The sequence below is a fragment of the Streptomyces sp. NPDC051320 genome (genome assembly GCF_040682175.1).
Classification (GTDB): Bacteria; Actinomycetota; Actinomycetes; order Streptomycetales; family Streptomycetaceae; genus Streptomyces.
The window spans coordinates 665,058-688,251 of the sequence record NZ_JBFBAL010000002.1 but is presented as its reverse complement, the minus strand read 5'-3'; the positions used below and the strand labels follow the sequence as shown (position 1 = coordinate 688,251).

Here is a 23,194-nt window from a genome sequence, read left to right as displayed (position 1 = left end):
CCCGACGCGCTCCGCGCGACGACTGGATTCATCGGAGACCGTGACTACTACCGCCTCCCACCACCTCTCACCCGCCTTCCCCGGCCGCGCCCCCTGGGGCACGGCCGGCAAGCTGCGTGCCTGGCAGCAGGCGGCTCTCGACCGCTACCTGCAGGAGCAGCCCCGGGACTTCCTCGCGGTGGCGACCCCCGGCGCGGGGAAGACCACCTTCGCGCTGACGCTCGCCTCCTGGCTGCTGCACCACCATGTGGTGCAGCAGATCACCGTCGTGGCGCCCACCGAGCATCTGAAGAAGCAGTGGGCGGAGGCCGCGGCCCGGATAGGCATCAAGCTCGATCCGGATTACAGCGCGGGACCGCTGAGCAAGGAGTACGACGGCGTCGCGGTCACCTACGCGGGCGTCGGCGTACGCCCGATGCTGCACCGCAACCGCTGCGAGCAGCGCAAGACGCTCGTCATCCTGGACGAGATCCACCACGCGGGCGACAGCAAGTCCTGGGGCGAGGCCTGCCAGGAGGCGTTCGACCCGGCGACCCGCCGGCTCGCCCTCACCGGTACGCCGTTCCGCTCGGACACCAACCCGATCCCCTTCGTCGCATACGAGGAGGGCAACGACGGCATCCGACGTTCATCCGCCGACTACACGTACGGCTACGGCAACGCCCTCGCCGACGGTGTCGTCCGCCCGGTCATCTTCCTCTCGTACAGCGGCAACATGCGCTGGCGCACCAAGGCGGGCGACGAGATCGCCGCCCGGCTCGGCGAGCCGATGACCAAGGACGCGATCGGCCAGGCCTGGCGCACCGCGCTCGCCCCCACCGGCGAGTGGATCCCGAACGTGCTGCGCGCCGCCGACCAGCGCCTCACCGAGGTGCGCAAGGGCATCCCGGACGCGGGCGGGCTGGTCATCGCGTCCGACCAGGACACCGCCCGCGAGTACGCCAAGATCCTGCGGAAGATCACCGGTGACCGGCCGGCCGTGGTGCTCTCCGACGAGAAGGCCGCCTCGAAGAAGATCGACAAGTTCGCCGCCGACGGTTCCCGCTGGATGGTCGCGGTCCGGATGGTGTCGGAGGGCGTCGACGTGCCCCGCCTGGCGGTCGGCGTGTACGCCACCACCATCTCGACGCCGCTCTTCTTCGCCCAGGCGGTGGGCCGTTTCGTGCGGTCCCGCAGGCGCGGCGAGACCGCGTCCGTCTTCGTGCCGACGATCCCGATGCTCCTCGACTTCGCAAACGAGATGGAGGTCGAGCGGGATCACGTCCTCGACAAGCCGAAGAAGGGCAGCGACGAGGAGAACCCGTTCGCCGAGGAGGACCAGCTGCTCGCCGACGCCGAGAAGCTGGAGGACGAGGAGACCGAGGAGCAACTCCCCTTCGAGGCCCTCGAGTCCGACGCGGTCTTCGACCGGGTGCTGTACGACGGCGCCGAGTTCGGAATGCAGGCGCACCCCGGCAGCGAGGAGGAGCAGGACTACCTCGGCATCCCCGGCCTGCTGGAGCCGGACCAGGTCCAGCTGTTGCTCCAGAAGCGGCAGACCCGGCAGATCGCACACAGCCGCCAGAAACCGGCCGCCGAGGCGGACCTGCTGGAGAAGGCCGCCGACGCACGTCCGGTGGTCACCCACAAACAGCTGCTCGAACTGCGCAAGCAGCTCAACACCATGGTCTCCGCCTACACCCACCAGAGCGGCAAACCGCACGGCGTGATCCACACCGAGCTGCGCCGGGCCTGCGGCGGGCCGCCGAGCGCGGAGGCGACCGCGGGCCAGCTCAAGCAACGCATCACGAAGGTCCAGGAGTGGGCTACCCGCATGCGGTGACGCCCGACCGGGGGCCCGGTCCGTGCTCCGCGCGGTCGCGACGGACGGCGGTGACAGCCCAGGTGCGGTGGGGCACCGCGAGTACCTCCCCGGGGAAGTCTTCGCGCAGGACCGCCCGCAGTTCCTCGGCGAAACGCTCGACCCGCTCGGGCGTCAGGCTGGCCCCGACACCCGCGCTGGCCCGGATGCGGCCTGTCCAGGCTTCCGGTGTGTAGGGCACTTCGAGGTCGAAGGAGAAGGTCTCGATGTCCGAGAATCCCGCGGTGGCGAGGTCGGTGAGCCAGCGCGGGTGGAGGCCGGTGCCATCGCCCAGGGTCCAGGCGGGATTGAACGAGGCGATCAGCGACTCGGTCGCCTCGACGACGTTGCCCGGAAGCGGGAGCCAGTCGAAGTGTGCGATGACGACCCGGCCGCCCGGGCGGAGCAGGCGGGTGACCTCGGCGGCGGCCCTGGGCGCGTCGAACCAGTGCCAGCACTGTCCGGCCGAGACCACGTCGAACGAGGCAGCAGGCAGACCGGTCTTCTCCGCCGTGGCCTCGTGGTACTCGGTCCGTACTCCTGCTGCCCGGTCCAGTTCCCTGGCCTGCTCCAACAACGGACCGGCCGGATCCACACCGACCGTTTCGGCTCCGACCCGGGCGAACAGCCTGGCCAGGCTCCCGGTCCCGGTGCCCAGGTCGAGTACGCGCTGTCCGGGCACCCCGATCCCGGATCTGTTGAGACGCTCCACCAGACCCGGCGGGAAACCGGCCCGGTGGCGGGCGTAGTCCGTGGCCGTGAGTCCGAAGTCGGGGTCGAATTCCTGGGGAGCCATGCCGCAGATGCTAAAGCTGTGAGCACTTCCCGGTGAGGTGCTCCCTGGGACGTTCAGGATTGAATTCCGGTCACGGGCCACCACGCTTTCGCCAAGATCCGGGCAATCCCGGTCTTGACTGCCCGGATTCTGGACGAGCTCTTCCGCTGAGCGGACCGGCTCGCTACTGTCCCGGAAACGCATACGCCCCGTGGCAGTGTCGCCTCGGAGCGCAGCCGGTGCCATCGGCCCGCCGGCGGCCTCTGCGCGCGTCACCGATGGGACCGGTGGCGCGATCTCCGTGGTTGAGCCGTCGCGGCCACCACTTAAGGAGTGGGCGTCGTGACCGCCGAGACTTCTCAGACGCTCGATCGGGGACTGCGCGTCCTCAAGCTGCTAGCCGACACCGACCACGGGCTGACCGTCACCGAGTTGTCCAACAAACTAGGCGTCAACCGCACCGTCGTCTACCGACTGCTTGCCACCCTCGAACAGCACACTCTGGTCCGCCGGGACCTCGGCGGGCGGGCCAGGGTCGGCCTCGGCGTGCTGCGGCTCGGACGGCAGGTGCATCCGCTGGTACGAGAGGCGGCGCTGCCCGCGCTGCGCTCGCTCGCCGAGGACATCGGGGCCACCGCGCACCTCACCCTGGTCGACGGTTCGGACGCGCTGGCCGTCGCCGTGGTCGAACCGACCTGGACCGACTACCACGTGGCGTACCGGGCGGGCTTCCGCCACCCGCTGGACCGGGGCGCGGCCGGCCGGGCGATCCTGGCCTCGCGCCAGGGGATGCTCGAAGGCCCCGGCTACACGCTGACCCACGGTGAACTGGAGGCCGGCGCGAGTGGCGCGGCCGCTCCGCTGATGGGCGTGACCGGGCTGGAAGGCAGCGTCGGCGTGGTGATGCTCGCCGACTCGGTGCCGGAGCGGGTCGGCGCACGGGTGGTCGACGCGGCCCGGGAGGTCGCGGACGCGTTGCGGTGACCACCGGCCCCGCGGGGCGCCGCGCACCGCCCGATACATTGATTCCGTGTTTCTCCGCCACCCGCGCCACCGCGCCCTCACCGCCTGCACCGTTCTCGTACTCGCCCTCTTCGGCACGGCCGCCTTCGCGCCGCTGCCGTTCTCGGTGGCGCAGCCGGGGCTGACCGCCGACGTCCTGGGAAAGGACAACGGCACGCCGGTGATCACCGTCAGCGGCGTGCCGGTCCGGGCCACCAAGGGGCAACTGCGGATGGTCACCATCGCGGCGACCGGTCCCTCCGCCGACGTGCACCTCGGCCAGGTGATCGACGGCTGGTTCCGGACCGACCGGGCCGTGATGCCCCGCGACGCGGTGTACCCGTCGGGTGGCAGCGACGCCGCGATCGAGCGCCACAACCTCGCGGAGATGAAGGAGTCGCAGGACAGCGCCACCCGGGCCGCTCAGGGCTACCTCGGCGGCGACTCGGCCAAGGCCCGGGTCACCCTGCGGCTGGCCGATGTCGGCGGCCCCAGTGCCGGGCTGCTCTTCTCCCTCGGCATCGTCGACAAACTGCGCGGCGACGGCCACGGCGGCGACCTCACCGGTGGGAAGACCATCGCGGGGACCGGCACCATCAGCGCGGACGGAAAGGTCGGCGCGGTCGGCGGAGTGCCACTGAAGACGCAGTCCGCCGCCCGTGACGGCGCCACCGTCTTCCTGGTGCCGAAGGCCGAATGCGCGGACGCCGAGTCGGAGCTCCCGCACGGACTTCGGCTCGTTCCGGTCACCACGCTGAAGGGCGCGGTGTCGGCGCTCCTTGCCCTGAAGAAGGGTGGCTCGGTTCCGAGCTGCTGATCCCCGTCCACGGTCGGTGTCCACGGTCGGCGTCCACGGTCGGTGCTGCGAAGTCAGAGACCGCCGCCCCGGCTCGCCTGCTCGACCAGCGGGATGATCCGCAGCGGTACCGGGTTCTCCATGACGATCGCCGTGGAGGCGCGGACGATGCCGTCGAACCCCACCACCAGGTCGATCACGCGCTGGAGATCGGCGTTGGACCTGGCGACCAGGCGGCACAGCATGTCGCCGTGTCCTGTCGTGGTGTGCAGTTCCAGTACCTCGGGCACCGAGGTCAGGTGCGAGCGTACGTCCGCCCCCTGGCCCTGTTTGATCTCCAGGGTGGCGAACGCCGTCACCGGATAACCGAGCGCGGCGGGGTCGACGTCCGGTCCGAACCCACGGATGACGCCATGCGACTGGAGCCGGTCCAGCCGGGCCTGCACGGTTCCACGGGCCACGCCGAGCCGCCGGGACGCCTCCAGCACGCCGATCCGCGGCTCCCGCGCCAGCAGCACGATCAGCCGCCCGTCGAGTTCGTCGATGCCCATGGCCCGCTCCCGATGGCTATGAAGGTGGTCACCCTGTACAGATCTACCGCCCGCCCCGGTCAGTGGCTGGGCAGATTGCCCAGCATAATCGCCAACTGTTGCGCACCTTGCGATGTGGGGTGACGCTGCTCCCATGACTGAGACCACCCAGCACACCCCCGAAACCGCGCGCGAGGCCGACCCCTTCCCGGTCAAGGGAATGGACGCGGTCGTCTTCGCCGTGGGCAACGCCAAGCAGGCGGCGCACTACTACGCGACCGCCTTCGGTATGAAGCTCGTCGCCTACTCCGGACCGGAGAACGGCAGCCGCGAGACCGCGAGTTACGTCATGACGAGCGGCTCGGCCCGTTTCGTGTTCACCTCCGTCATCAAGCCCACGACCGACCAGGGCCGCTTCCTCGCCGGCCATGTCGCCGAGCACGGCGACGGCATCGTCGACCTCGCCATCGAGGTCCCCGACGCCCGCGCCGCCTACGCCTACGCCACCGCGCACGGAGCCACCGGCCTGCAGGAGCCCTACGAGCTCAAGGACGACCACGGCACGGTCGTGCTGGCCGCCATCGCCACCTACGGCACGACCCGCCACACCCTGGTGGAACGCGCCGGTTACGACGGCCCGTACCTGCCGGGCTTCATCGCCGCCGACCCGATCGTCGAGCCGCCCGCCCGGCGCACCTTCCAGGCCATCGACCACTGCGTCGGCAACGTGGAACTCGGCAGGATGAACGAGTGGGTGGCGTTCTACAACAAGGTCATGGGCTTCACCAACATGAAGGAGTTCGTCGGCGACGACATCGCCACCGAGTACTCCGCCCTGATGTCCAAGGTCGTCGCCGACGGCACCCTCAAGGTGAAGTTCCCGATCAACGAGCCCGCGGTCGCGAAGAAGAAGTCGCAGATCGACGAGTACCTGGAGTTCTACGGCGGTGCGGGCGTCCAGCACATCGCCCTGGCCACGAACGACATCGTCGCCTCGGTACGTGCCATGCGGGCGGCCGGCGTGCAGTTCCTGGACACCCCCGACTCGTACTACGACACGCTCGGCGAGTGGGCGGGCGAGACCCGCGTCCCCGTCGAGACGCTGCGCCAGGAGAAGATCCTCGTCGACCGCGACGAGGACGGTTACCTGTTGCAGATCTTCACCAAGCCGGTGCAGGACCGGCCGACGGTCTTCTTCGAGATGATCGAGCGGCACGGTTCGATGGGATTCGGGAAGGGGAACTTCAAGGCACTGTTCGAGGCGATCGAGCGGGAGCAGGAGCGGCGCGGGAACCTGTAGGAACGCAGCACCGTGGCGTCCAGCGGCCCTGTTCCCCCCTCCTCAGAGGCGGGAACAGGGCCTGCTGCTTGGGTCACTCCTCCTCTTCGTCCTCGTCCTCCTCTTCGTCCTCGTCCTCGTCCTCGTCTTCGTCCTCCTCGTCCTCTTCGTACTCGTCTTCCGCTTCGTCCTGCGCCTCGTCGTCTTCCGGCTCCTCGTCCGGCTCTTCGTCGTCCCGCTCGTCGTCCTCGATGGCGTCTTCGTGGCTCCGGACGACTTCGCCGTCACGGATTTCGCCGCGCCAGCCTTCGACGTCCTCGTCGTCGGTGAGGGTGGCATGCCGCTGGAAGTGCTTCAGGTCCAGCCGAAGCCGGCGTCCCTGCGCACGCCAGATGTTGCCGGTCTTCTCGAAGAATCCGGACGGGGTGTACTCGACAACGGCGATGACGCGGGTCAGGCTCGGGGCCAGTTCGTGAAAGGTGATGGCGCCGTGCGTCGACCCCTTGCCGCCTTCGGAGGTCCAGACGATGCGGTCGTCGGGTACCTGCTCCTGCACCGTGGCCTTCCAACTACGGTTCGAGAAGGCGATTTTGAGTTTCCAGTCGCTCTCGATCTCGTCCGACTTGGACACGCTGGTGACGCCCTTGGTGAAGGAGTTGAACTCCTCGATCTCGGTCCATCGGTCGTACACCGTACGCAGGGGTTTGCCGACGTCGATGACCTCCACGATGTTGGTCACCTTGGGGTTCCCGGCTTTCCCGCCCCCGCCGCCGAACGCGTTCTTGACCGAATCGACGGCCTTGTCCTTCATCGAGCCGGCCTTCTCGCCGACGAATGCCTTGACCGGGTTCTCGCCCCCGAGCACCCGCTTTCCGACGTTCAGGAGGCCGCCGCCCCCGCCCCCGTCTCCGTCGTCTTCGTCTGAGTCCCCGAGGCCCTGGGCGAGTTCGTTGAGCTTCCCGCCTGCGGAATCCAACAGCCGCTGTCCCTGGGCCCCGACGTAGGCGGACAGTTGCTCCTTGACCTGATCCAGGCCGGACGCACTCTTGTCCGTGGGGTCGTCCTCCTGCTTGGCCATGAGAGCTACCTCCTACGGCTGTCGCGGTTCGCGGATTTCTTCGCAGCGGCCTTTTTCGGCGGGGGTTTCTTGGATGCGGTCTTTTTGGCGGGTGCGGGTGCCTTCTTCTTCGCGGCCGGCTTCTTCGCCGGCGGCTTCTTCGTCGGCGGCTTCTTCGCCGCCGGACGCTTCGCCGGACGACGGCGAGGAGGTTCTTCTTCTTCCTCGTCTTCTTCGTGCTCCGGTTCTTCGTCCTCCGCTTCGTCCTCCGCTTCGTCCTCCGGCTCTTCGTCCTCCGGCTCTTCGTCCTCCTCCTCGTCTCTCTCCTCGTCGTCGGCCGGAGGCTCCAGCAGTGCCTCGGTCCGCTGCTGGAGTGCGTCTGCGACGGCTTCGAGGCGACGGTTGGCTGCCGCCGAGAGCGCTGTGCGTCCGGCATCCACTACGTCACCCCGTGCTTGCTGGATCAGCGGCGCCACCTGGGGATTCTCTGCCAGCTTGCGGGCACCGAGGGCGAGAAGCTCCCGGGGATTGAGCGGTAGCTGCTGTCCTGCTACGAGGGAAGCGAAGCCGAGGGCCAGCTTCCCCTTTTTGGTTCGGCCCAGGACGTAGCCCGCCGCCATAGCTGCGGCTATAGAGACCTTCTTGCTGTTTTCCATGTGTGCCTCCCCTTACCGGACCCGCTCGCTCCGGCTACCGCTGTCCTCGTCGTCGCGCTCGTTGTCCGATCCGGGCAGATGGACGTCGAGCACACTGATGTTGATCTCGACGACTTCCAGTCCTGTCATCGTCTCCACGGCGTCCGTCACCCGACTCCGTATCTCCTTTGCCGCGTCCGCGATGGGTTCGCCGTATTCGACGATGACGTCCAGATCGATCGCGGCCTGTGTCTCGCCGACTTCGACCTTGACGCCCCGGCCGGGATCGGATGATTTGGCGACCCTGTCGCGTACGGATCCCAGCGCTCGCGAAGCGCTGCCGCCCACGGCGTAGATTCCCTGCGTCTCGCGGACCGCGATGCCCGCGACGGTCGCGACGACGGTGTCGGCGATGGTGGTCGTGCCGCGTGTTTCCCGGTCGCCCCTTCTGGTGGCGAGCGGGCTGTTGCCGTTGCTGGTGAAGTCGGTGGCCATCGAAGATCCTCCAGAGAGAAAAGGGAGATGTGTCTGCGAGTGGCAAGGGGATGCTTCAGCGAGCGCTGTTCCCGCATTGCGGTGCGCACCCTGCCTTCCAATGTCCTCCGGCCTTCGGCAAGCCGCCATTCGTGTGGTTCACGGGGACAGCCCGTTCGGTCCATCACCGCATGCGGGGCGGCCGTACGGTCAGCAAACTGACGTACATGCCGGAGCAGCAGGTAAAAGGAGCGGAGGAGGCGGCGGAGCGTGCCGTCAAATCCCTGAAGAGGTTGATCAACCACAGGGCTGAAGGCGTCTCCGCCGTCTCACGGACCGACGACGGCTGGCATGTCGACGTGGATGTGCTGGAACTCCCGCGCATTCCCGATACGACCAGCCTCCTTGCCACATACGAAGTGGATCTCGACAAGGGCGGCGCTCTGCTGCAGTACCGCCGAGTCCGCCGCTACCGCCGCGGTCAGGCAGACACATGAGCGCCCGCCACCAGAGCCAATCCGGAGAGATGGTCATCCCTTGAGTACATACAGCGAGGAGGTTGTCCGCGTTCCGCGCGCCGGAAGCCTCTATGACGTCCTGGAACTCATTCTCGACCGCGGCATGGTCATTGACATCTTCGTGCGCGTATCGCTGGTCGGCATCGAAATCCTGAAGATCGACGCACGGATCGTCGTCGCCAGCGTCGACACCTATCTGCGGTTCGCCGAAGCCTGCAATCGGCTCGATCTGGAAAACGATGAGACCAGCAGGACCGTGCCCGAGCTGTTCGGTGGCGGAATGAGCAGCGTGCGGAAAGCCGGGGCCAAGAAGGCCGCGAGTTCCGTGGGCGACAAGGTGAAGAAGGCCGTCGGAGCGGGTGACGATGACGACGAGGACGCGGCGAAGGAAGCCCGCCCGCGCCGCACCAAGGCATCCCGCTCGCGAAGCACCGACAGCGAACGCACCCGCCGCCACCGAGAGGAACGCTGACCGATGACCGCTTCAGGTGTCTACGTGTACGGCATCGTCGGCAGCGCCCACCCGCTCGACTCCGGCGTCCGGGGCGTCGGCGAGCCGCCGACCCCCGTCCGGCTGCTGCCGGCCGGCGAACTGGCGGTCGTGATCAGCGCGGCTCATCCGGGACTCAGGGCCCGCCGCCGTGACCTGATGGCACACCAGGACGTGCTGCTGAGGCTGGCCCGGTCCGGACCGGTGCTGCCCATGCGTTTCGGCGTGGTCGCGCCGGACGAGGCGACGGTGCTGGCCGATGTCGCGGCGCGCGGTGACGAGCACGCCGCGGTCCTGGAACGGCTGGATGCCCGCATCGAGATGAACGTCAAGGTCACACCGGTGCAGGACAATCTGGCGGCACTGATCCGCGAGGATCCGGTGGTCCGGAGGATGCGGGAGGAAACCCGTCGTCACCCCGGTTACGAAGCCAACGTCCGGCTGGGCGAAGCCGTGGCGGTCGGCCTGCGGCGCAGGGCCGGGCTGGCTGCGGCCAGGTTGCCCGCCGAATTCGCCGAGATCGCCGAAGAGATGCGGACGGGCCCGGACGTGGACGGCTGCGTGCTGAATGCCTCGTTCCTGCTCCGGCGGCGCGACGAGGGGCCTTTCCGTGCCGTCGCCGAGCGATTCGCCGCGGACCACCTGGACCGGCTGGAACTGCGGGTGACCGGGCCATTGCCCTGTTACAGCTTCGTGGGCTCGGAACGCGTACCGGTCAAGGCCTGACATGGGCCTGTTCTCCAGCGTGCTGCTCCTCCCGCTGGCGCCGGTACGCGGCGTGGTCTGGGTGTCCGACCGGCTCATCGACGCGGCGGAGGCGGAGCTCTACGACCCCGGCGTGATCCGCGCGCGGCTCGCTGCGCTGAACCGTTCCCTGGACGACGGTGAGATCGACCTTGCGCAGTTCGAACGCGAGGAAGAGCGGCTGCTGGACCTGCTCGAAAGAAAGACGACCGCACCTGGAGGCGGACCGTGACGGAAGTGGACAACTGGAGCTCGGAGGCCCCGTCGCACGCACCCTCCACCACCAATCTGGCGGAGATCCTGGAACGGGTGCTGGACAAGGGCATCGTCATCGCCGGCGACATCAAGATCGATCTGCTGGACATCGAACTGCTGACGATTCGGCTGCGGCTGTTCATCTCGTCCGTGGAGACCGCGAAGAAGGCCGGCATCGACTGGTGGGAGACCGATCCCGCCCTCTCCTCGCGCGCCGCGCACAACGCCCTCTCCGAGGAGAACCAGCGGCTGCGCGAACGGATCGAGGCTCTGGAGGGCGACGACACCCGAGCAGCGGGCAGCGGAAGGGAACTACGTCACCGATGACCGCGTCGCCAGCCACCTACGTCTTCGCCGTCTGCGGGCCGGACCACCCCCGGGCACTCGGCCCGGCCGGCGGGCACCCGGAGGGCGGACCGCTGCGCTTCCTGACGATCGGCTCCCTGCGGGCCGTGGTCCAGGACGTGCCGGCGGCAGCCTTCGCCGAGGCCGCACTGCGGGAGCGGCTCGCCGACGCGGCCGAACTCGAACGCTGTGCACGAACCCATCACGACGTCGTCAGCGCGGCTGCCGCGGCCGGCCCCGCGGTGCCGCTCCCGCTGGCCACGCTCTACCGCGGCGACGAGCGGGCCGCCGCCGCCCTCGCGGAGAACCAGGAACGGTTCCGTGCGGTGCTCGACCGCATCGCGGGACGCGCGGAATGGGCCGTCAAGGTCTACCTGACGCAGCCCGCACCCCTGGCCCGGCCCGCCCACCCGGACCGGCCCCCCGGGCAGGCGCCGCCCGAGACGTCCGGACGGGCGTACCTGAACCGCCTGCGCAGCCGCCAGCAGTTGCGCGAGCGGCAGCGGGAGGACGCACTGGCCGCGGCCGAGCGGGTGGACAGCGCGGTGCGGCAGATCGCGGCCGGCTCGGTCCGCCGGCGTCCGCACGGCCCCGAGGTGACCGGCCCCGACCGAACCCAGATCCTGAACGCCGCCTATCTGATCGCCCGGGACGGAAGCGACGAGCCTGCCACCACGATCGGGCGGCTGCGCGGCACCCCGGGCTTCGACGACATCGAGATCGACGTGTCCGGGCCCTGGGCCCCATACTCCTTCACGGACGGAGACGATCGTGCCGCGCACCAGTGACCCCGTTCCGTGGCAGGGCCCGGAAGCCACCGCGCCGATCGGCGTTCCGCTGGTCGACCTGCTCGACAGGGTGCTCGGCACCGGCGTGGTCATCAGCGGGGACCTGGTGATCGCCATCGCGGAGGTGCCGCTGGTCCGCCTCTCCCTGCACGCCCTGCTGGCGTCCGTCAGCGAACGCGTCCCCGCGCCGTGGGCCGATGGAGGACCCCTGTGACCGACACCCGGCTGGACCTCGACCCGCACCACGTCGGCCGCGACCTGGCGTCGCTGGTACTGACCGTCGTCGAGCTGCTCAGACAACTGATGGAGCGGCAGGCGATCCGCCGGTTCGACAGTGGAGAGCTGACCGAGGAGCAGGAGGAACGCGTGGGGACCACCCTGATGCTTCTCGACGAGCGGATGACGGAACTGTGCGCGCAGCACGGGCTGCGCCGCGAGGACCTCAACCTGGACCTCGGCCCGCTCGGCACCCTGCTGTCCTACGAAGCCCGGTGACCCCGGTGCCGCCCCGGTCGCCGGCGGCTCCGCCCCTTCCCAGCCGAGCGCCCCGGTGTCACGCTGGGATCATGAACGATCTGCTCGAACAGCTGCGCGCCGGACTTCCCGCGGAAGCCCTGGTCACCGACCCCGACGTGATGACCTCGTACGCCAACGACATGGCCGGCTTCTGCGAGGCCGGCACCCCGGCCGTGGTCGTCCTGCCGCGCACCGTCGAGCAGGTCCAGCATGTGATGCGTACTGCCACCGCCCTCCGGACACCGGTCGTCCCGCAGGGCGCCCGCACCGGGCTCTCCGGCGCGGCCAACGCCAGTGACGGCTGCATCGTGCTGTCGCTGGTCACGATGGACCGGATCCTGGAAATCAGCCCGGTGGACCGGATCGCGGTCGTCGAACCGGGCGTCATCAACGCGGTACTCTCCCGCGCCGTCGCCGAACAGGGCCTGTACTACCCGCCGGACCCGTCCAGCTGGGAGATGTGCACCATCGGCGGCAATATCGGCACGGCGTCCGGCGGCCTGTGCTGCGTGAAGTACGGGGTGACCGCCGAATACGTACTGGGGCTCGATGTGGTGCTCGCCGATGGCCGGCTGCTCAGCACGGGTCGCCGCACCGCCAAGGGAGTCGCCGGTTACGACCTGACCCGCCTCTTCGTCGGCTCCGAGGGCAGCCTCGGCATCGTCGTGCGGGCCGTACTCGCCCTGAAGCCCGCCCCGCCGCAGCAGCTGGTGCTGGCCGCCGAGTTCTCCTCCGCCACGGCCGCCTGCGACGCGATCTGCCGGATCATGGAGGAGGGCCACACGCCGTCACTCCTCGAACTCATGGACCGCACGACCATCCACGCGGTCAACAAGATGGCGCACATGGGTCTCCCCGAGACCACCGAGGCCCTGCTGCTCGCCGCCTTCGACACCCCCGACCCGGCGGCAGACCTGGCCGCGGTGGGCGCGCTCTGTACGGCGGCCGGGGCCACCGAAGTGGTGCCCGCCGAGGACGTGGCCGAGTCCGAACTCCTGCTGCAGGCACGGCGGATGTCCCTCACCGCGCTGGAGACGGTCAAATCGGCCACGATGATCGACGATGTCTGCGTGCCCCGTTCCCAGCTCGGCGCGATGCTCGACGGCACGGCGGCCATCGCCGACAAGTACGGCCTCACCATCGGCGTCTGCGCTCATGCGGGCGACGGGAACACCCATCCGGTGGTCTGCTTCGACCAGGAGAACCCCGACGAGTCGCGCAGGGCCCGCGAATCCTTCGACGAGATCATGGCGCTCGGCCTGCGACTCGGCGGCACGATCACCGGCGAACACGGCGTCGGACTGCTCAAGAAGGAGTGGCTGGCGCGTGAGCTCGGCCCGGTCGGTCTGGAACTGCAACGCGGGGTCAAGCAGGCCTTCGACCCGCTGGGTCTGCTCAACCCCGGCAAGCTGTTCTGACCGCGGCCCCCGGCTCGCGGGCCGCTCACTGGCTCTCGTCGTCGGCGGACTCCTCGGACGGCCACGGGTCGCTCAGCCAGAGATCGTCCGCGGGCAGCGCGCTGAGCAGCGCGGACAGTCCTTCGTCGAGGCCGAGCCGGTCGCCCTCCGACCCCGGCGGCACCGCCCGCAGGGTCCGCTCCAGCCAGGCGGAGACCTGCGCGGCGGGCGCCTCCAGCAGCGCGTTCCCGTCCGGCGATGTCAACGCCATGCAGATGAGGCTCCTGCCGTCCACCTTGGTGGGCCAGATCCGGACGTCACCGTGACCGCACGGCCGGAACACGCCCTCGACGAGCAGTTCCCGGGCGAAGGTCCAGTTCACCGGGGCCTCGGAGCAGATGTGAAAGCTGACGTGCACGGCGTAGGGGTCCTCCGTGCGGTAGGCCAGCCGGGCGGGGACCGGGATGCTGCGCTCCGGCGACAGCACCAGCATGAGTTCCAGTTCACGTTCCACCACGGTGTCCATGGCGTGCCCTTCCTCTCCTTGTCAGGATGGCCCGAAGACGGGCCGCACAGGGTGAGAGCACCTTGCCCCGCAGCTATGACGCGGGTTTCGATGATGATGTGCCGATGACCGGAAAGTGGTCGATGCGGCAGGACCGGTCCGTGGTCGTGCGGCGGTCTGATACATGTGGAGCCCTGCATTGCGGCTCTCGAGGAGATACGGGACCACGGAGATGAGCGCCCCCACCCCGGCCACCGGCGACGGCAGCCCCACACCCGGCTACTACCCGGACCCATCGATCCCCGGATACGTGCGGTACTGGAACGGTGGCTCCTGGGTGCCCGGCACGAGCCGCCCTGCCCCCGAGGGCGGCAGCGCGGACGGCAACCCGGCCATGCCGGTACCGTCCGGCGGCGCCGCGCCTGCGCCTGCTGCTGCCCCTGCTGTGCCCGCTGCGGAGGAGACCGGGCCGGTCTTCTTCGACGAGGAACCGGAGTACGACAGCCGCCAGGAGCCCTCGTCCGCCTGGCAGGCCGACGCCTCACGCCAGACCGGCTTCGGTGGTGAGCGCGACCGCCGGGTCTCCTGGGGCGGCCCGGACCCCCGCACGCCGGCCGAAGCGCCCGCCGCGGAGCAGCCCGCCGGGCCGGAGCAGGGCAGGCCCGCGCTGCCGGCCGGCCGTAAGGAGTCCGGCGTGCCGTCGGACACGGTCGCCCTCCGCGCGCTGCGTCCGCAGGGGCCCGGCGGAACCGGCCGGACGAGCAGGACGGACGGCACGATGTCCATCCGGGCCGTGCGCCCGCAGCCCCAGCAGCAGTCACCCCAGCAGCACCAGCCACCGCAAGCTCAACAGGCCGCCCCGCCGCAGGTCCCGGCCCAACAGCAGGCCCAGCAACCCCAGCAGCAAGCCCGCCAGGCCCCGCAGCCGGCGCCCCCGCAGCCGCAACTGCCCTCGCAGGCACGCCCGCTCGGCACACCGACCACCCCCGGGCCGGGCGGTGGTGCCGCCTCCTGGCCGCAGCAGGTGCAGCAGCTGGCCAGGCCCGGGGCGGAGTCCGATGAGCAGGGGCTGCCGCCCTGGAAGCCGGTGGTCGAGGACCCCTTCCTGCAGGCCGCTCGTGCCCAGGCGTCCGCCCGTCCCGCGAGTCTCGGCAAACGGCTGGTGGCGCGGCTGATCGACGCCGTTCTCCTGGGCGCGGTCGTCGGCGCGGTGGCCGTGCCGTTCCTGACGAAGGCGGCGGACCACATCAGCAGCAAGATCGACGAGGCCAAACTGTCCGGCACCACCGTCACGGTCTGGCTGCTGGACGGGACGACGGCCGGCTGCCTCGGCGTCGTCATCGGCGCCTTCCTGGTGCTCGGGCTGCTCTACGAGGCGCTGCCCACCGCCAAGTGGGGGCGCACCCTGGGGAAGAAGCTGTGCGGCATCCAGGTGCGCGGAATGGAGACCTATGAACCACCGGCCTTCGGAGCCGCGCTGACCCGCTGGCTGGTCTACGGCGTGCTGAGCCTGCTGGTCATCGGTGTGGTCAACGTGCTCTGGTGCCTGTTCGACCGGCCATGGCGGCAGTGCTGGCACGACAAGGCGGCGCGGACCTTCGTGGCGGTCGGCTGACGGGCCGTCACTCGTACGGCCTTGACCGGATGCGGGGCTCTGCCCGGCGCGGTCGACTCGGGCCATGAGCACCGATCCCCCTCCGTCCGGTCCGCCTCCCGAGGACGACCCGTTCCTCAAGAAGCCGCAGGACGACGTTCCGCCGCCGCCGGGCAACCCGTACGACAACCCGCCGCACGGCTCCACGCCGCCCGGTGGCGGCCCGTACGGCGGCGGAGGTCCTCAGCAGCCGCCACCCCCGCCGGGCGGCGGCTCCGACGGTCCCTACGGCGCTCCGCCACCGCCGTACGACCCGAACGCCTACGGCGGCGGCTACGGCGGCAGCGACCCCCTCGCCGGGATGCCGCCGCTCGCGCCGAGCGGTAAACGGGTGCTGGCCCGGATCGTCGACATCGTGATCGTCGCCGTGGTCGTCTGGCTGATCTCCCTGGCGTTCGGCGGGTTCCGGTACAACTACACCTCCGACAATGTGGCGTACGGCCGGGAAGTCGGCCAGAGCATCCTCGCGGCGATTCTCTACGTCGGCTACGACACGTTCATGACGTCTCGGGGCAGCGGCCAGACCTACGGCAAACGGCTGCTCAATCTGCGCACCGCGAACCTCAACGACGGCACCACACCCACTGTGCAGTCGGCGTTCGTCCGGGCTCTGGTGCTGTGGCTGCCCGCGGTCTTCTGCTGTGCCTGCGTTTGGACCGCGATCTGCGGCGGCTGGAGTTTCTTCGACCGGCCCTACAAACAGGGTCTGCACGACAAGGCGGCCAAGACGGTGGTGGTGTCAGCTCCGCAGTGAGTGCCCGCCGACGCGGTCCGCCCGGCCGGTGGGCGCTGTCACGCGTACGGCGGCGGGTGCGCTCGCCGGTACCGAGACGGCGGCCCGGCCGGCGCTGTCCTGGGCCGCGCCGTTCCGGACCCCGGCCTCCGCCGCACGTGCCGCCCTCGGCATGGGCACGGTCATGGCGACCAGGAGCCCGAGGATCCACGCCGCCAGCACGATGACGGCGACTCCGACGCCCGAAGTGGTGCGGGAGAGCAGCAACATCGCCAGCGTGGAGAAGACGACGGTGGCCGAACCATAGGCGAGCTGTGCGGCAGTCGGACGCGGCATGGCGATATCCGTCCTAGGGACAGCGGTGGGCGGTCGATTCGACAGAGCGGACCGGTACCTCTCCCGGCACCGGCACGCCGTCGAAAGACTCTAATCCGACGCATGCCCGAGCGGAACCGGTAGTAAGCGTGACCTAACCCACGGTGCCGATGCACAGGGGGCGCACGGAGTCATTCTGCCGGCCAAGTGCTGGGACGGACGCGCCCGTTGACTGCGTGTGAGGTCGATGGGGAGGGTGAGGCATCCCGACCCCGAGGGCCGTCCGCGGGACGTCCGGGAGTCGTCCGGGAGGCGTCCGCGGCGCGTCCGGATACCGGAAGTCGCGCCCTGCATAGTGCAATTGGAGTGTGCAAGTCAAGGTCTGTCTTTTCTCTCGCACCTTCGATCGAATGTCGTCACTTGCGACTTGTTCGGGGAGGACAGCACCAAGTGAATATCAAGAGACGGGCGACGACCCGCGCGGGCGCCGTACTCGTGGCCATCGCCGCGACCATGGCAACCACCGCGGCGTACGCCACGGCCCAGGCCGACACCAAGGCGCCCACGGCATCCACGACGCCGGCGGCCAAGAAGATCGACCGCCGGGACCCCGGGACCGGGCTCAAGGGCGGGCACGACAACATCCCGAGCGCCCTCAGCCGGCAGCAGGACAAGCAGCACCAGGCAGCGCTCGAGCAGGTCATAGCGGGCCACAAGAAGGTCCAGTCGAAACACGGTTCGCAGGTCGTGCGGCTCGACGACAAGAAGTACGTCGAACTCGGCCGGGAGAAGACCGACAAGATCTTCACGGTCCTGGCGCAGTTCGGCACCAAGGTCGACGACACCACCATGTACGACCCGGACGGCCCCGACGGCCCGAAGCCGCCGGTCAAGAAGTACGGCGGCACACCCGGCCCCGCGCACAACGAGATCGCCCAGCCGGACCGCACGAAGGACAACAGCACGGCCTGGCAGAACGACTACAACCGCGACCACTTCCAGAACCTGTACTTCGGTACGGGCAAGGGCACCGAGTCGCTGAAGACGTTCTACGAGAAGAACTCGTCGGGCCGTTACTCGGTCGAGGGCGATGTCTCCGACTGGGTCACCGTCCCGTACAACGAGGCGCGTTACGGTTCCAACTACTGCGGCTCCACCATCTGCGCCAGCGCCGGCGACCTGGTGCGCGACGGCATCAACGCGTGGGTCGACGCGCAGAAGGCCGCGGGCAAGACGGATGCCGAGATCAAGGCGACGCTGGCCACCTACGACCAGTGGGACCGCTACGACTACGACGGCGACGGCAACTTCAACGAGCCCGACGGCTACATCGACCACTTCCAGATCGTGCACGCCGGCGAGGACGAGTCGGCCGGCGGCGGCGCGCAGGGCACCGACGCCCTCTGGGCGCACCGCTCGTACGTGTACGGCACGGACACCGGCAAGACCGGCCCGGCCGACAACGAGGCCGGCGGCACCCCGATCGGTGACACCGGCATGTGGGTCGGCGACTACACGATGCAGCCGGAGAACGGCGGCCTCGGTGTCTTCGCCCACGAGTACGGCCACGACCTGGGCCTGCCCGACGAGTACGACACCACCAACACCGCCGAGAACTCGGTCGGTTTCTGGTCGCTGATGTCGGCGGGTTCCTGGCTGAGCACGGGTGACAACGCCATCGGCAACATGCCGGGCGACCTGTCCGCCTGGGACAAGCTCCAGCTGGGCTGGCTCAACTACGGCGAGGCCAAGGCCGCGACGTCGTCGACCACCAAGCTGGGCGTCTCGGAGTACAACACCAAGAACAAGCAGGCGCTGGTCGTCTCGCTGCCGGACAAGCCGGTCACCACGACCATCGTCAAGCCGGCCGAGGGCACCAAGCAGTGGTGGAGCGGGATGGGTGACAACCTCTCCAACACGCTGACCCGTTCCGTCGACCTGACCGGCAAGTCCAAGGCATCGCTGGACCTTTCCGGCTGGTGGGACATCGAGAAGGACTACGACTACCTCTACACCGAGGTGTCGACGGACGGCGGCGCCGACTGGACCGCCATCGACGGCAAGGCCGACGGTGCGCAGATCCCGCGCGACGGCGGCGACAAGCCCGCGCTGACCGGTTCGTCCACCGTGTACAAGAACCTCTCGTACCCGCTCGACGCCTACGCGGGCAAGAAGATCGAGCTGCGCTTCCGCTACGCGACCGACGGCGGTGTGGCAGGCAAGGGCTTCGCGGCCGACGCGATCTCGGTGAACGCCGACGGTGCTCCGCTCTTCACGGACAACGCCGAGACGGACGACGCGGGTTGGACCGCTTCGGGCTTCTCGCGCATCGCCGAGTCGTTCACCAAGGACTACCCGCAGTACTACATCGCGGAGAACCGCCAGTACGTCTCGTTCGACCAGACGCTCAAGACGGGCCCGTACAACTTCGGCTTCTCGAAGACCCGCCCGGACTGGGTGGAGTACTACCCGTACCAGCGCGGCCTGATGATCTGGCAGTGGGACACCTCGCAGCCGGACAACAACGTCAGCGCGCACCCGGGCCAGGGCCAGATCCTTCCGATCGACTCGCACGCCAAGCCGCTGAAGTGGTCGGACGGCACGGTCATCCGGAACAAGATCCAGCCCTTCGACGCGCCGTTCAGCTGGTACCCGACGAACGGGTTCACCCTGCACAACGCGGACGTCGCCACCCGGATCCACCCGCAGCTGGGTGTTCCGGTCTTCGACGACCACAAGGGAACGTACTGGTACGAGCAGAACAAGACCGGCAGTGTCCAGGTTACTGACACCAACACCCGGATCACGATCCTGCGGCAGCCGCTGAGCGGCTCCACGATCACGGTCCACGTCGGTCCCTCGCACCACTGACGCACATACCCGCAGGTCAAGACATGATCGGCCGTCGCCCTCTAGCGGGCGGCGGCCGATCGTGTTTAGGTGCGTCTTGCACAGCTCTTATTGACACGAGGTCTCATGGGGGAGATGAACGGTATGCCAGGTGGCGGATTCACCAGACTTCCGAGCGGTAGCGTGGTGGTCGCACTCACCCTGCCGAGCCCGGACCGGCTGACCGAGGTGCGCGTCCTGGTCCGCGCGGCGAACCGCGCCCGCGCGCTGACCCGCCTACGGAATCTGGGCCTCCGCGCGGTGTACCTCCGCGGAAACACCCACCCACCGACTCCCGACGAGATCACCGCCGTCCTGCACCACCCGGACGGCCTCCTGTGGCGCGCGGCCCCCCAGGACCGCGCCGAACTCTGGCACCCCATCGGAGCACTGCTGCGGTAGCCGAGCCTGATTGTTGCCGCACGTCCGATCCACCGTGCGCAAAACCCAGCCCCTCCTGGGGGCCCCTCCGTGGGGGCCCCCCGGACGGGGTCCGGGGGAGGTAGCTGGGGGGAGATCGAGGAGCGGGGTCCGGCGCAGAGCCCCGGAAAGAAGCCGCACCCCCGCTCACACCACCGGCTTGCCCCGCAACTCCGCCCCGGCCGAGCGCATCTCATCCAGCGCCCGTCCCGTCGTCTCCGCCGAGACCCCCGCCGTAAGGTCCAGCAGCACAGTGGTCGTGAGCCCCGCCCCCACCGCGTCCAGCGCCGTGGCCCGCACACAGTGGTCGGTGGCTATGCCGACCACGTCGACCGCGGTGATCTCCCGCGCCCGCAGCCAGTCGGCCAGGGTGACGCCGTTCTCGTCGACGCCCTCGAAGCCGCTGTAGGCCGCCGCGTACGCCCCCTTGTCGAAGACCGCGTCGATCGCCCCCGATGCGACGGCCGGCGCGAAATTGGCGTGGAAGCCCACCCCCTCCGTGCCCGCCACGCAATGCGGCGGCCAGGAGCGGACGTAGTCGGGGTGGGACGAGAAGTGGTTGCCGGGGTCCACGTGGTGGTCGCGGGTGGCCACGACGTGTCGGTAGCAGGCGGGGGCCTGTCCGATCAGTTCCGTGATGGCGGCGGCGACATCCGCCCCACCGGCGACGGCGAGACTTCCGCCCTCGCAGAAGTCGTTCTGCACATCAACGACGATCAAGGCGCGATGCATGACGGATTCCCTTTGTCGCAAGAGTGACAGCGGTAGGAGCAATGACAACGGAGGTATGCCCGTGGTGACTCACGCGTACTCGGTGGGGATGACCGCCTCCCCCCGGGACAGCTGAAGCGCCGACATCGGCAGCGTCGAGCGCACCGCGAGATGCCGCTCGCGCACCCGGTCCAGCGGCTCGCGCTCGATGACCGAGCCGCCCTTGACCAGCTGGACCAGCAATTGCCGGTCGGCCAGTTCGGCCGGCACCGTGCCCGTGCCGATCACCTCCGCCTCGGCGACACCGTCCGCGTCCGTCCGGCGCGCGGCCCACTTGCGGCCGCCCCGTGAGGTCTTGGCGCCCAGCGACTTCTTCGCCACCGGCTGCAGCGGCGCCGCCGGGTCGGCCGACGTGGCGCGGGCCACCAGCTTGTAGACCATGGAGCAGGTGGGGTTCCCGCTGCCGGTGACGAGCTGGGTGCCGACTCCGTACGCGTCCACCGGCGCGGCGGCGAGCGAGGCGATGGCGTACTCGTCCAGATCCGAGGTGACCACGATCTTGGTGTCGGTCGCCCCCAGGGTGTCCAGTTCCTTGCGCACCTTGTGCGCGACCAGCAGCAGGTCCCCCGAGTCGATGCGGACCGCGCCCAGTTCGGGCCCGGCGATCTCGACCGCGGTGCGGACCGCCTCCGCCACGTCGTAGGTGTCGACCAGCAGGGTGGTGCCGCGCCCGAGCGACTCGACCTGCGCGGTGAACGCCTGCCGCTCGTCGTCGTGCAGCAGGGTGAACGCGTGCGCGCTGGTGCCGACGGTGGGGATCCCGTAACGGAACCCGGCCGCCAGGTCGGAGGTCGTCGAGAAGCCGCCGACGTACGCGGCGCGGGAGGACGCCACCGCCGCCAGTTCGTGCGTACGGCGTGCGCCCATCTCGATCAGCGGGCGTTCGCCGGCCGCCGTGGACATCCGGGAGGCCGCGGCGGCGATGGCCGAGTCGTGGTTGAGGATCGAGAGGATGACCGTCTCGAGCAGCACGCACTCGGCGAACGAACCCTCCACCCGCAGGATGGGGGAGCCCGGGAAGTAGACCTCGCCCTCCGGGTAGCCCCAGATGTCGCCGCCGAAGCGGTAGGACGTCAGCCATTCGGCCGTCGGCTCGTCGACGATCTTCTGCTCGTTCAGAAACCGCAGCTGGGTCTCGTCGAACCGGAAGTTCTCCACCGCGTCCAGCACACGCCCGGTCCCGGCGACGACGCCGTACCGCCGTCCCTCGGGCAGCCGCCGGGTGAAGACCTCGAAGACCGAGCGCCGGTCGGCGCTGCCGGCCCGGAGCGCGGCCTGGAGCATGGTGAGCTCGTACTGGTCGGTGAAGAGCGCGGTCGACGGCACATGTACCGGCAGGCCAAGGTCCGAAGTGTTCATATGAGCGATGCTACCCCCTATCTCGTCAGAGTGACGAGATCTATGGGCCGGTGTGTGCGCCGCCACTCCACGGGTGGCAGCATGGGGTACGTGAGTGTCGCCCCCGTAGAGATCGAACGTCCCGAATCGGCCGAGGAGACCTTCGCCGTCCCCGAGCCCGACGTCCCGTGGGTGACGCTCGTCCACAATGACCCGGTCAACCTGATGAGCTACGTCGAATACGTCTTCCGTGCGTACTTCGGCTATTCGAAGGGGAAAGCACACAAACTGATGCTCGACGTGCACCAGAAGGGCCGGGCCGTGGTCTCCAGCGGCAGCCGCGAGGAGATGGAACGCGACGTGCAGGCCATGCACGGATACGGCCTCTGGGCCACACTCACCCAGGACCGCAACTGATGGCCGGTCAGTTCGAACCGGTGAAGGGCGGCGGCGCGGCCGTCGCGCTGGACGAGGTCGAGATCTCCATTCTGCGCTCCCTCGTCGTCCAGTTGCTCGAGTTGGTAGGGCCGGGAGACGAGCCGGCCGACGGCGAGGAGGAGGACCCGCTGGCGTCGCTGTTCGCCGAGGGCCCGACCGAGGCGCCCGCCGACCCGGCGCTGGCCCGGCTCTTCCCCGACGCGTACGACGAGAAGGAGGCGGACTACTCCTCGGAGTTCCGCCGATTCACCGAGAACGATCTGCGCGCCCGGAAGCGCGACGACGCGCTGGTGATGGTGCGGACCCTGGACGAGGCCGCCGCCGCACCGTCGTCCGGCGGCGCGACCCGCGGTGGCCACTGGGGCGGTGGCAGGAAGCGGGCCCGGTCCGGAGCCGCGGTGGTCAGGCTGTCGCCCGAGGACTCGCTGCACTGGCTCGGCGCGCTCAACGACCTCAGGCTGACCATCGGCACCCGCCTCGAGGTCTCCGACGAGGACGAGAACGACGAGCTGTACCGGCTCCCGGACGACGACCCCCGCAAGCCGATGGTGATGGCCTACCTCTGGCTCGGCGCCCTCCAGGAAACCCTCGTCGGCACTCTGGCGGCGTAACGCCATCCCCACCCGGTTGTCCCCGCACCCCAGGATGCCCGTCCGCTCAACGGACGCTCAAATCCGGATAACGATGCTG

28 protein-coding genes are annotated in these 23,194 nt (G+C 69.4%); 19 read left to right on the top strand and 9 right to left on the bottom strand.

Translation table 11 applies throughout. The features are described from left to right. Positions 1 to 40 precede the first annotated feature (40 nt). Positions 41 to 1,822 (top strand): DEAD/DEAH box helicase, encoded by a 1,782-nt coding sequence (locus tag AB0M87_RS07290; RefSeq protein WP_365850818.1) that lies wholly within the window; start codon positions 41 to 43, stop codon positions 1,820 to 1,822. Here AB0M87_RS07290 and AB0M87_RS07285 read toward each other — a convergent pair. After that, the gene (locus AB0M87_RS07285; protein WP_365850816.1) at positions 1,806 to 2,636 is read right to left on the bottom strand and encodes a methyltransferase domain-containing protein; all 831 of its coding nucleotides are present in this window, start codon (positions 2,634 to 2,636) and stop codon (positions 1,806 to 1,808) included. The two genes, AB0M87_RS07290 and AB0M87_RS07285, sit on opposite strands and share 17 nt — an antisense overlap. A gap of 321 nt (positions 2,637 to 2,957) precedes the next feature. On the opposite strand from AB0M87_RS07285, the gene AB0M87_RS07280 reads away from it, so the two are divergent. Together AB0M87_RS07280 and AB0M87_RS07275 are read left to right on the top strand one after the other, a co-directional pair. Beyond that, positions 2,958 to 3,599, top strand: coding sequence for a helix-turn-helix domain-containing protein (locus tag AB0M87_RS07280; RefSeq protein ID WP_365850814.1), 642 nt, complete (start codon positions 2,958 to 2,960; stop codon positions 3,597 to 3,599). Between the two features lie 46 nt (positions 3,600 to 3,645). Next, positions 3,646 to 4,434 carry a S16 family serine protease gene (locus tag AB0M87_RS07275; RefSeq protein ID WP_365850812.1) on the top strand — a complete coding sequence of 263 codons (789 nt, stop codon included), beginning with the start codon at positions 3,646 to 3,648 and terminating at the stop codon, positions 4,432 to 4,434. A gap of 53 nt (positions 4,435 to 4,487) precedes the next feature. Here AB0M87_RS07275 and AB0M87_RS07270 read toward each other — a convergent pair whose 3' ends face one another. Continuing rightward, complete coding sequence (locus tag AB0M87_RS07270) at positions 4,488 to 4,964, bottom strand: Lrp/AsnC family transcriptional regulator (RefSeq protein ID WP_365850810.1); 477 nt, start codon at positions 4,962 to 4,964, stop codon at positions 4,488 to 4,490. Between the two features lie 133 nt (positions 4,965 to 5,097). Here AB0M87_RS07270 and hppD point away from each other — a divergent pair, with 133 nt between their 5' ends. Continuing rightward, the gene (gene hppD, locus AB0M87_RS07265) at positions 5,098 to 6,243 is read left to right on the top strand and encodes a 4-hydroxyphenylpyruvate dioxygenase (protein WP_365850808.1); all 1,146 of its coding nucleotides are present in this window, start codon (positions 5,098 to 5,100) and stop codon (positions 6,241 to 6,243) included. Between the two features lie 73 nt (positions 6,244 to 6,316). On the opposite strand, the gene AB0M87_RS07260 is transcribed toward hppD, so the two are convergent. From AB0M87_RS07260 to AB0M87_RS07250, 3 genes are read right to left on the bottom strand one after another with little or no spacing between them, the layout of a single operon-like run. Further along, positions 6,317 to 7,300 carry an SRPBCC family protein gene (locus AB0M87_RS07260; RefSeq protein ID WP_365850806.1) on the bottom strand — a complete coding sequence of 328 codons (984 nt, stop codon included), beginning with the start codon at positions 7,298 to 7,300 and terminating at the stop codon, positions 6,317 to 6,319. Positions 7,301 to 7,305: 5 nt separating this feature from the next. Continuing rightward, positions 7,306 to 7,935 carry a hypothetical protein gene (locus AB0M87_RS07255; protein WP_365850804.1) on the bottom strand — a complete coding sequence of 210 codons (630 nt, stop codon included), beginning with the start codon at positions 7,933 to 7,935 and terminating at the stop codon, positions 7,306 to 7,308. 12 nt (positions 7,936 to 7,947) lie between these two features. Then, on the bottom strand, positions 7,948 to 8,409 hold the full coding sequence (locus AB0M87_RS07250; RefSeq protein WP_365850802.1) for an Asp23/Gls24 family envelope stress response protein: 462 nt from the start codon (positions 8,407 to 8,409) through the stop codon (positions 7,948 to 7,950). Between the two features lie 206 nt (positions 8,410 to 8,615). Between AB0M87_RS07250 and AB0M87_RS07245 the strand changes: the two genes are divergently transcribed. From AB0M87_RS07245 to AB0M87_RS07205, 9 genes are all read left to right on the top strand, one after another. After that, the gene (locus AB0M87_RS07245; protein ID WP_365850800.1) at positions 8,616 to 8,885 is read left to right on the top strand and encodes a gas vesicle protein; all 270 of its coding nucleotides are present in this window, start codon (positions 8,616 to 8,618) and stop codon (positions 8,883 to 8,885) included. Positions 8,886 to 8,925: 40 nt separating this feature from the next. After that, positions 8,926 to 9,378 (top strand): gas vesicle structural protein GvpA, encoded by a 453-nt coding sequence (locus AB0M87_RS07240; protein WP_365850798.1) that lies wholly within the window; start codon positions 8,926 to 8,928, stop codon positions 9,376 to 9,378. A 3-nt stretch (positions 9,379 to 9,381) separates the two neighbouring features. After that, a complete protein-coding gene (locus AB0M87_RS07235) occupies positions 9,382 to 10,122 on the top strand; it encodes a GvpL/GvpF family gas vesicle protein (RefSeq protein WP_365850796.1) in 741 nt (246 codons plus the stop codon). A gap of 1 nt (position 10,123) precedes the next feature. Continuing rightward, positions 10,124 to 10,372, top strand: a complete 249-nt coding sequence (locus AB0M87_RS07230) for a gas vesicle protein GvpG (protein ID WP_365850794.1) — start codon at positions 10,124 to 10,126, stop codon at positions 10,370 to 10,372. Beyond that, positions 10,369 to 10,722, top strand: a complete 354-nt coding sequence (locus tag AB0M87_RS07225; RefSeq protein WP_365850792.1) for a gas vesicle protein — start codon at positions 10,369 to 10,371, stop codon at positions 10,720 to 10,722. Before AB0M87_RS07230 ends, AB0M87_RS07225 begins: the two co-directional genes overlap by 4 nt. Further along, a complete protein-coding gene (locus AB0M87_RS07220) occupies positions 10,719 to 11,528 on the top strand; it encodes a GvpL/GvpF family gas vesicle protein (protein WP_365850790.1) in 810 nt (269 codons plus the stop codon). Before AB0M87_RS07225 ends, AB0M87_RS07220 begins: the two co-directional genes overlap by 4 nt. Continuing rightward, the gene (locus AB0M87_RS07215; RefSeq protein ID WP_365850788.1) at positions 11,512 to 11,742 is read left to right on the top strand and encodes a gas vesicle protein; all 231 of its coding nucleotides are present in this window, start codon (positions 11,512 to 11,514) and stop codon (positions 11,740 to 11,742) included. The genes AB0M87_RS07220 and AB0M87_RS07215 overlap by 17 nt, the downstream gene beginning before the upstream one ends. Next, positions 11,739 to 12,023 (top strand): gas vesicle protein K, encoded by a 285-nt coding sequence (locus AB0M87_RS07210; protein WP_365850786.1) that lies wholly within the window; start codon positions 11,739 to 11,741, stop codon positions 12,021 to 12,023. The genes AB0M87_RS07215 and AB0M87_RS07210 overlap by 4 nt, the downstream gene beginning before the upstream one ends. A gap of 71 nt (positions 12,024 to 12,094) precedes the next feature. Further along, complete coding sequence (locus tag AB0M87_RS07205; RefSeq protein WP_365850784.1) at positions 12,095 to 13,462, top strand: FAD-linked oxidase C-terminal domain-containing protein; 1,368 nt, start codon at positions 12,095 to 12,097, stop codon at positions 13,460 to 13,462. 25 nt (positions 13,463 to 13,487) lie between these two features. On the opposite strand, the gene AB0M87_RS07200 is transcribed toward AB0M87_RS07205, so the two are convergent. Beyond that, complete coding sequence (locus AB0M87_RS07200) at positions 13,488 to 13,967, bottom strand: SsgA family sporulation/cell division regulator (RefSeq protein WP_365850782.1); 480 nt, start codon at positions 13,965 to 13,967, stop codon at positions 13,488 to 13,490. Positions 13,968 to 14,178: 211 nt separating this feature from the next. Between AB0M87_RS07200 and AB0M87_RS07195 the strand changes: the two genes are divergently transcribed. Both AB0M87_RS07195 and AB0M87_RS07190 read left to right on the top strand, forming a co-directional pair. Then, on the top strand, positions 14,179 to 15,561 hold the full coding sequence (locus AB0M87_RS07195) for an RDD family protein (RefSeq protein WP_365850780.1): 1,383 nt from the start codon (positions 14,179 to 14,181) through the stop codon (positions 15,559 to 15,561). 64 nt (positions 15,562 to 15,625) lie between these two features. Continuing rightward, a complete protein-coding gene (locus AB0M87_RS07190) occupies positions 15,626 to 16,354 on the top strand; it encodes an RDD family protein (protein WP_365850778.1) in 729 nt (242 codons plus the stop codon). Here the strand turns inward: AB0M87_RS07190 and AB0M87_RS07185 are convergent. Next, positions 16,340 to 16,669: a hypothetical protein gene (locus tag AB0M87_RS07185; protein WP_365850776.1), complete on the bottom strand. Its 330-nt coding sequence runs from the start codon at positions 16,667 to 16,669 to the stop codon at positions 16,340 to 16,342. The genes AB0M87_RS07190 and AB0M87_RS07185 overlap by 15 nt on opposite strands. A gap of 492 nt (positions 16,670 to 17,161) precedes the next feature. On the opposite strand from AB0M87_RS07185, the gene AB0M87_RS07180 reads away from it, so the two are divergent. Then, positions 17,162 to 19,519, top strand: coding sequence for an immune inhibitor A domain-containing protein (locus AB0M87_RS07180; protein WP_365850985.1), 2,358 nt, complete (start codon positions 17,162 to 17,164; stop codon positions 19,517 to 19,519). Between the two features lie 123 nt (positions 19,520 to 19,642). Then, a complete protein-coding gene (locus tag AB0M87_RS07175) occupies positions 19,643 to 19,939 on the top strand; it encodes a hypothetical protein (protein ID WP_365850983.1) in 297 nt (98 codons plus the stop codon). Between the two features lie 165 nt (positions 19,940 to 20,104). On the opposite strand, the gene AB0M87_RS07170 is transcribed toward AB0M87_RS07175, so the two are convergent. Both AB0M87_RS07170 and AB0M87_RS07165 read right to left on the bottom strand, forming a co-directional pair. Next, complete coding sequence (locus AB0M87_RS07170) at positions 20,105 to 20,689, bottom strand: isochorismatase family protein (RefSeq protein WP_365850775.1); 585 nt, start codon at positions 20,687 to 20,689, stop codon at positions 20,105 to 20,107. Positions 20,690 to 20,758: 69 nt separating this feature from the next. Continuing rightward, on the bottom strand, positions 20,759 to 22,087 hold the full coding sequence (locus tag AB0M87_RS07165) for a nicotinate phosphoribosyltransferase (RefSeq protein ID WP_365850773.1): 1,329 nt from the start codon (positions 22,085 to 22,087) through the stop codon (positions 20,759 to 20,761). An 81-nt stretch (positions 22,088 to 22,168) separates the two neighbouring features. On the opposite strand from AB0M87_RS07165, the gene clpS reads away from it, so the two are divergent. Then, entirely contained in the window at positions 22,169 to 22,483 is a 315-nt protein-coding gene (gene clpS / locus AB0M87_RS07160; protein ID WP_365850771.1) for an ATP-dependent Clp protease adapter ClpS, read from the top strand. Next, complete coding sequence (locus tag AB0M87_RS07155) at positions 22,483 to 23,115, top strand: DUF2017 domain-containing protein (protein ID WP_365850770.1); 633 nt, start codon at positions 22,483 to 22,485, stop codon at positions 23,113 to 23,115. The genes clpS and AB0M87_RS07155 overlap by 1 nt, the downstream gene beginning before the upstream one ends. Positions 23,116 to 23,194 lie beyond the last annotated feature (79 nt).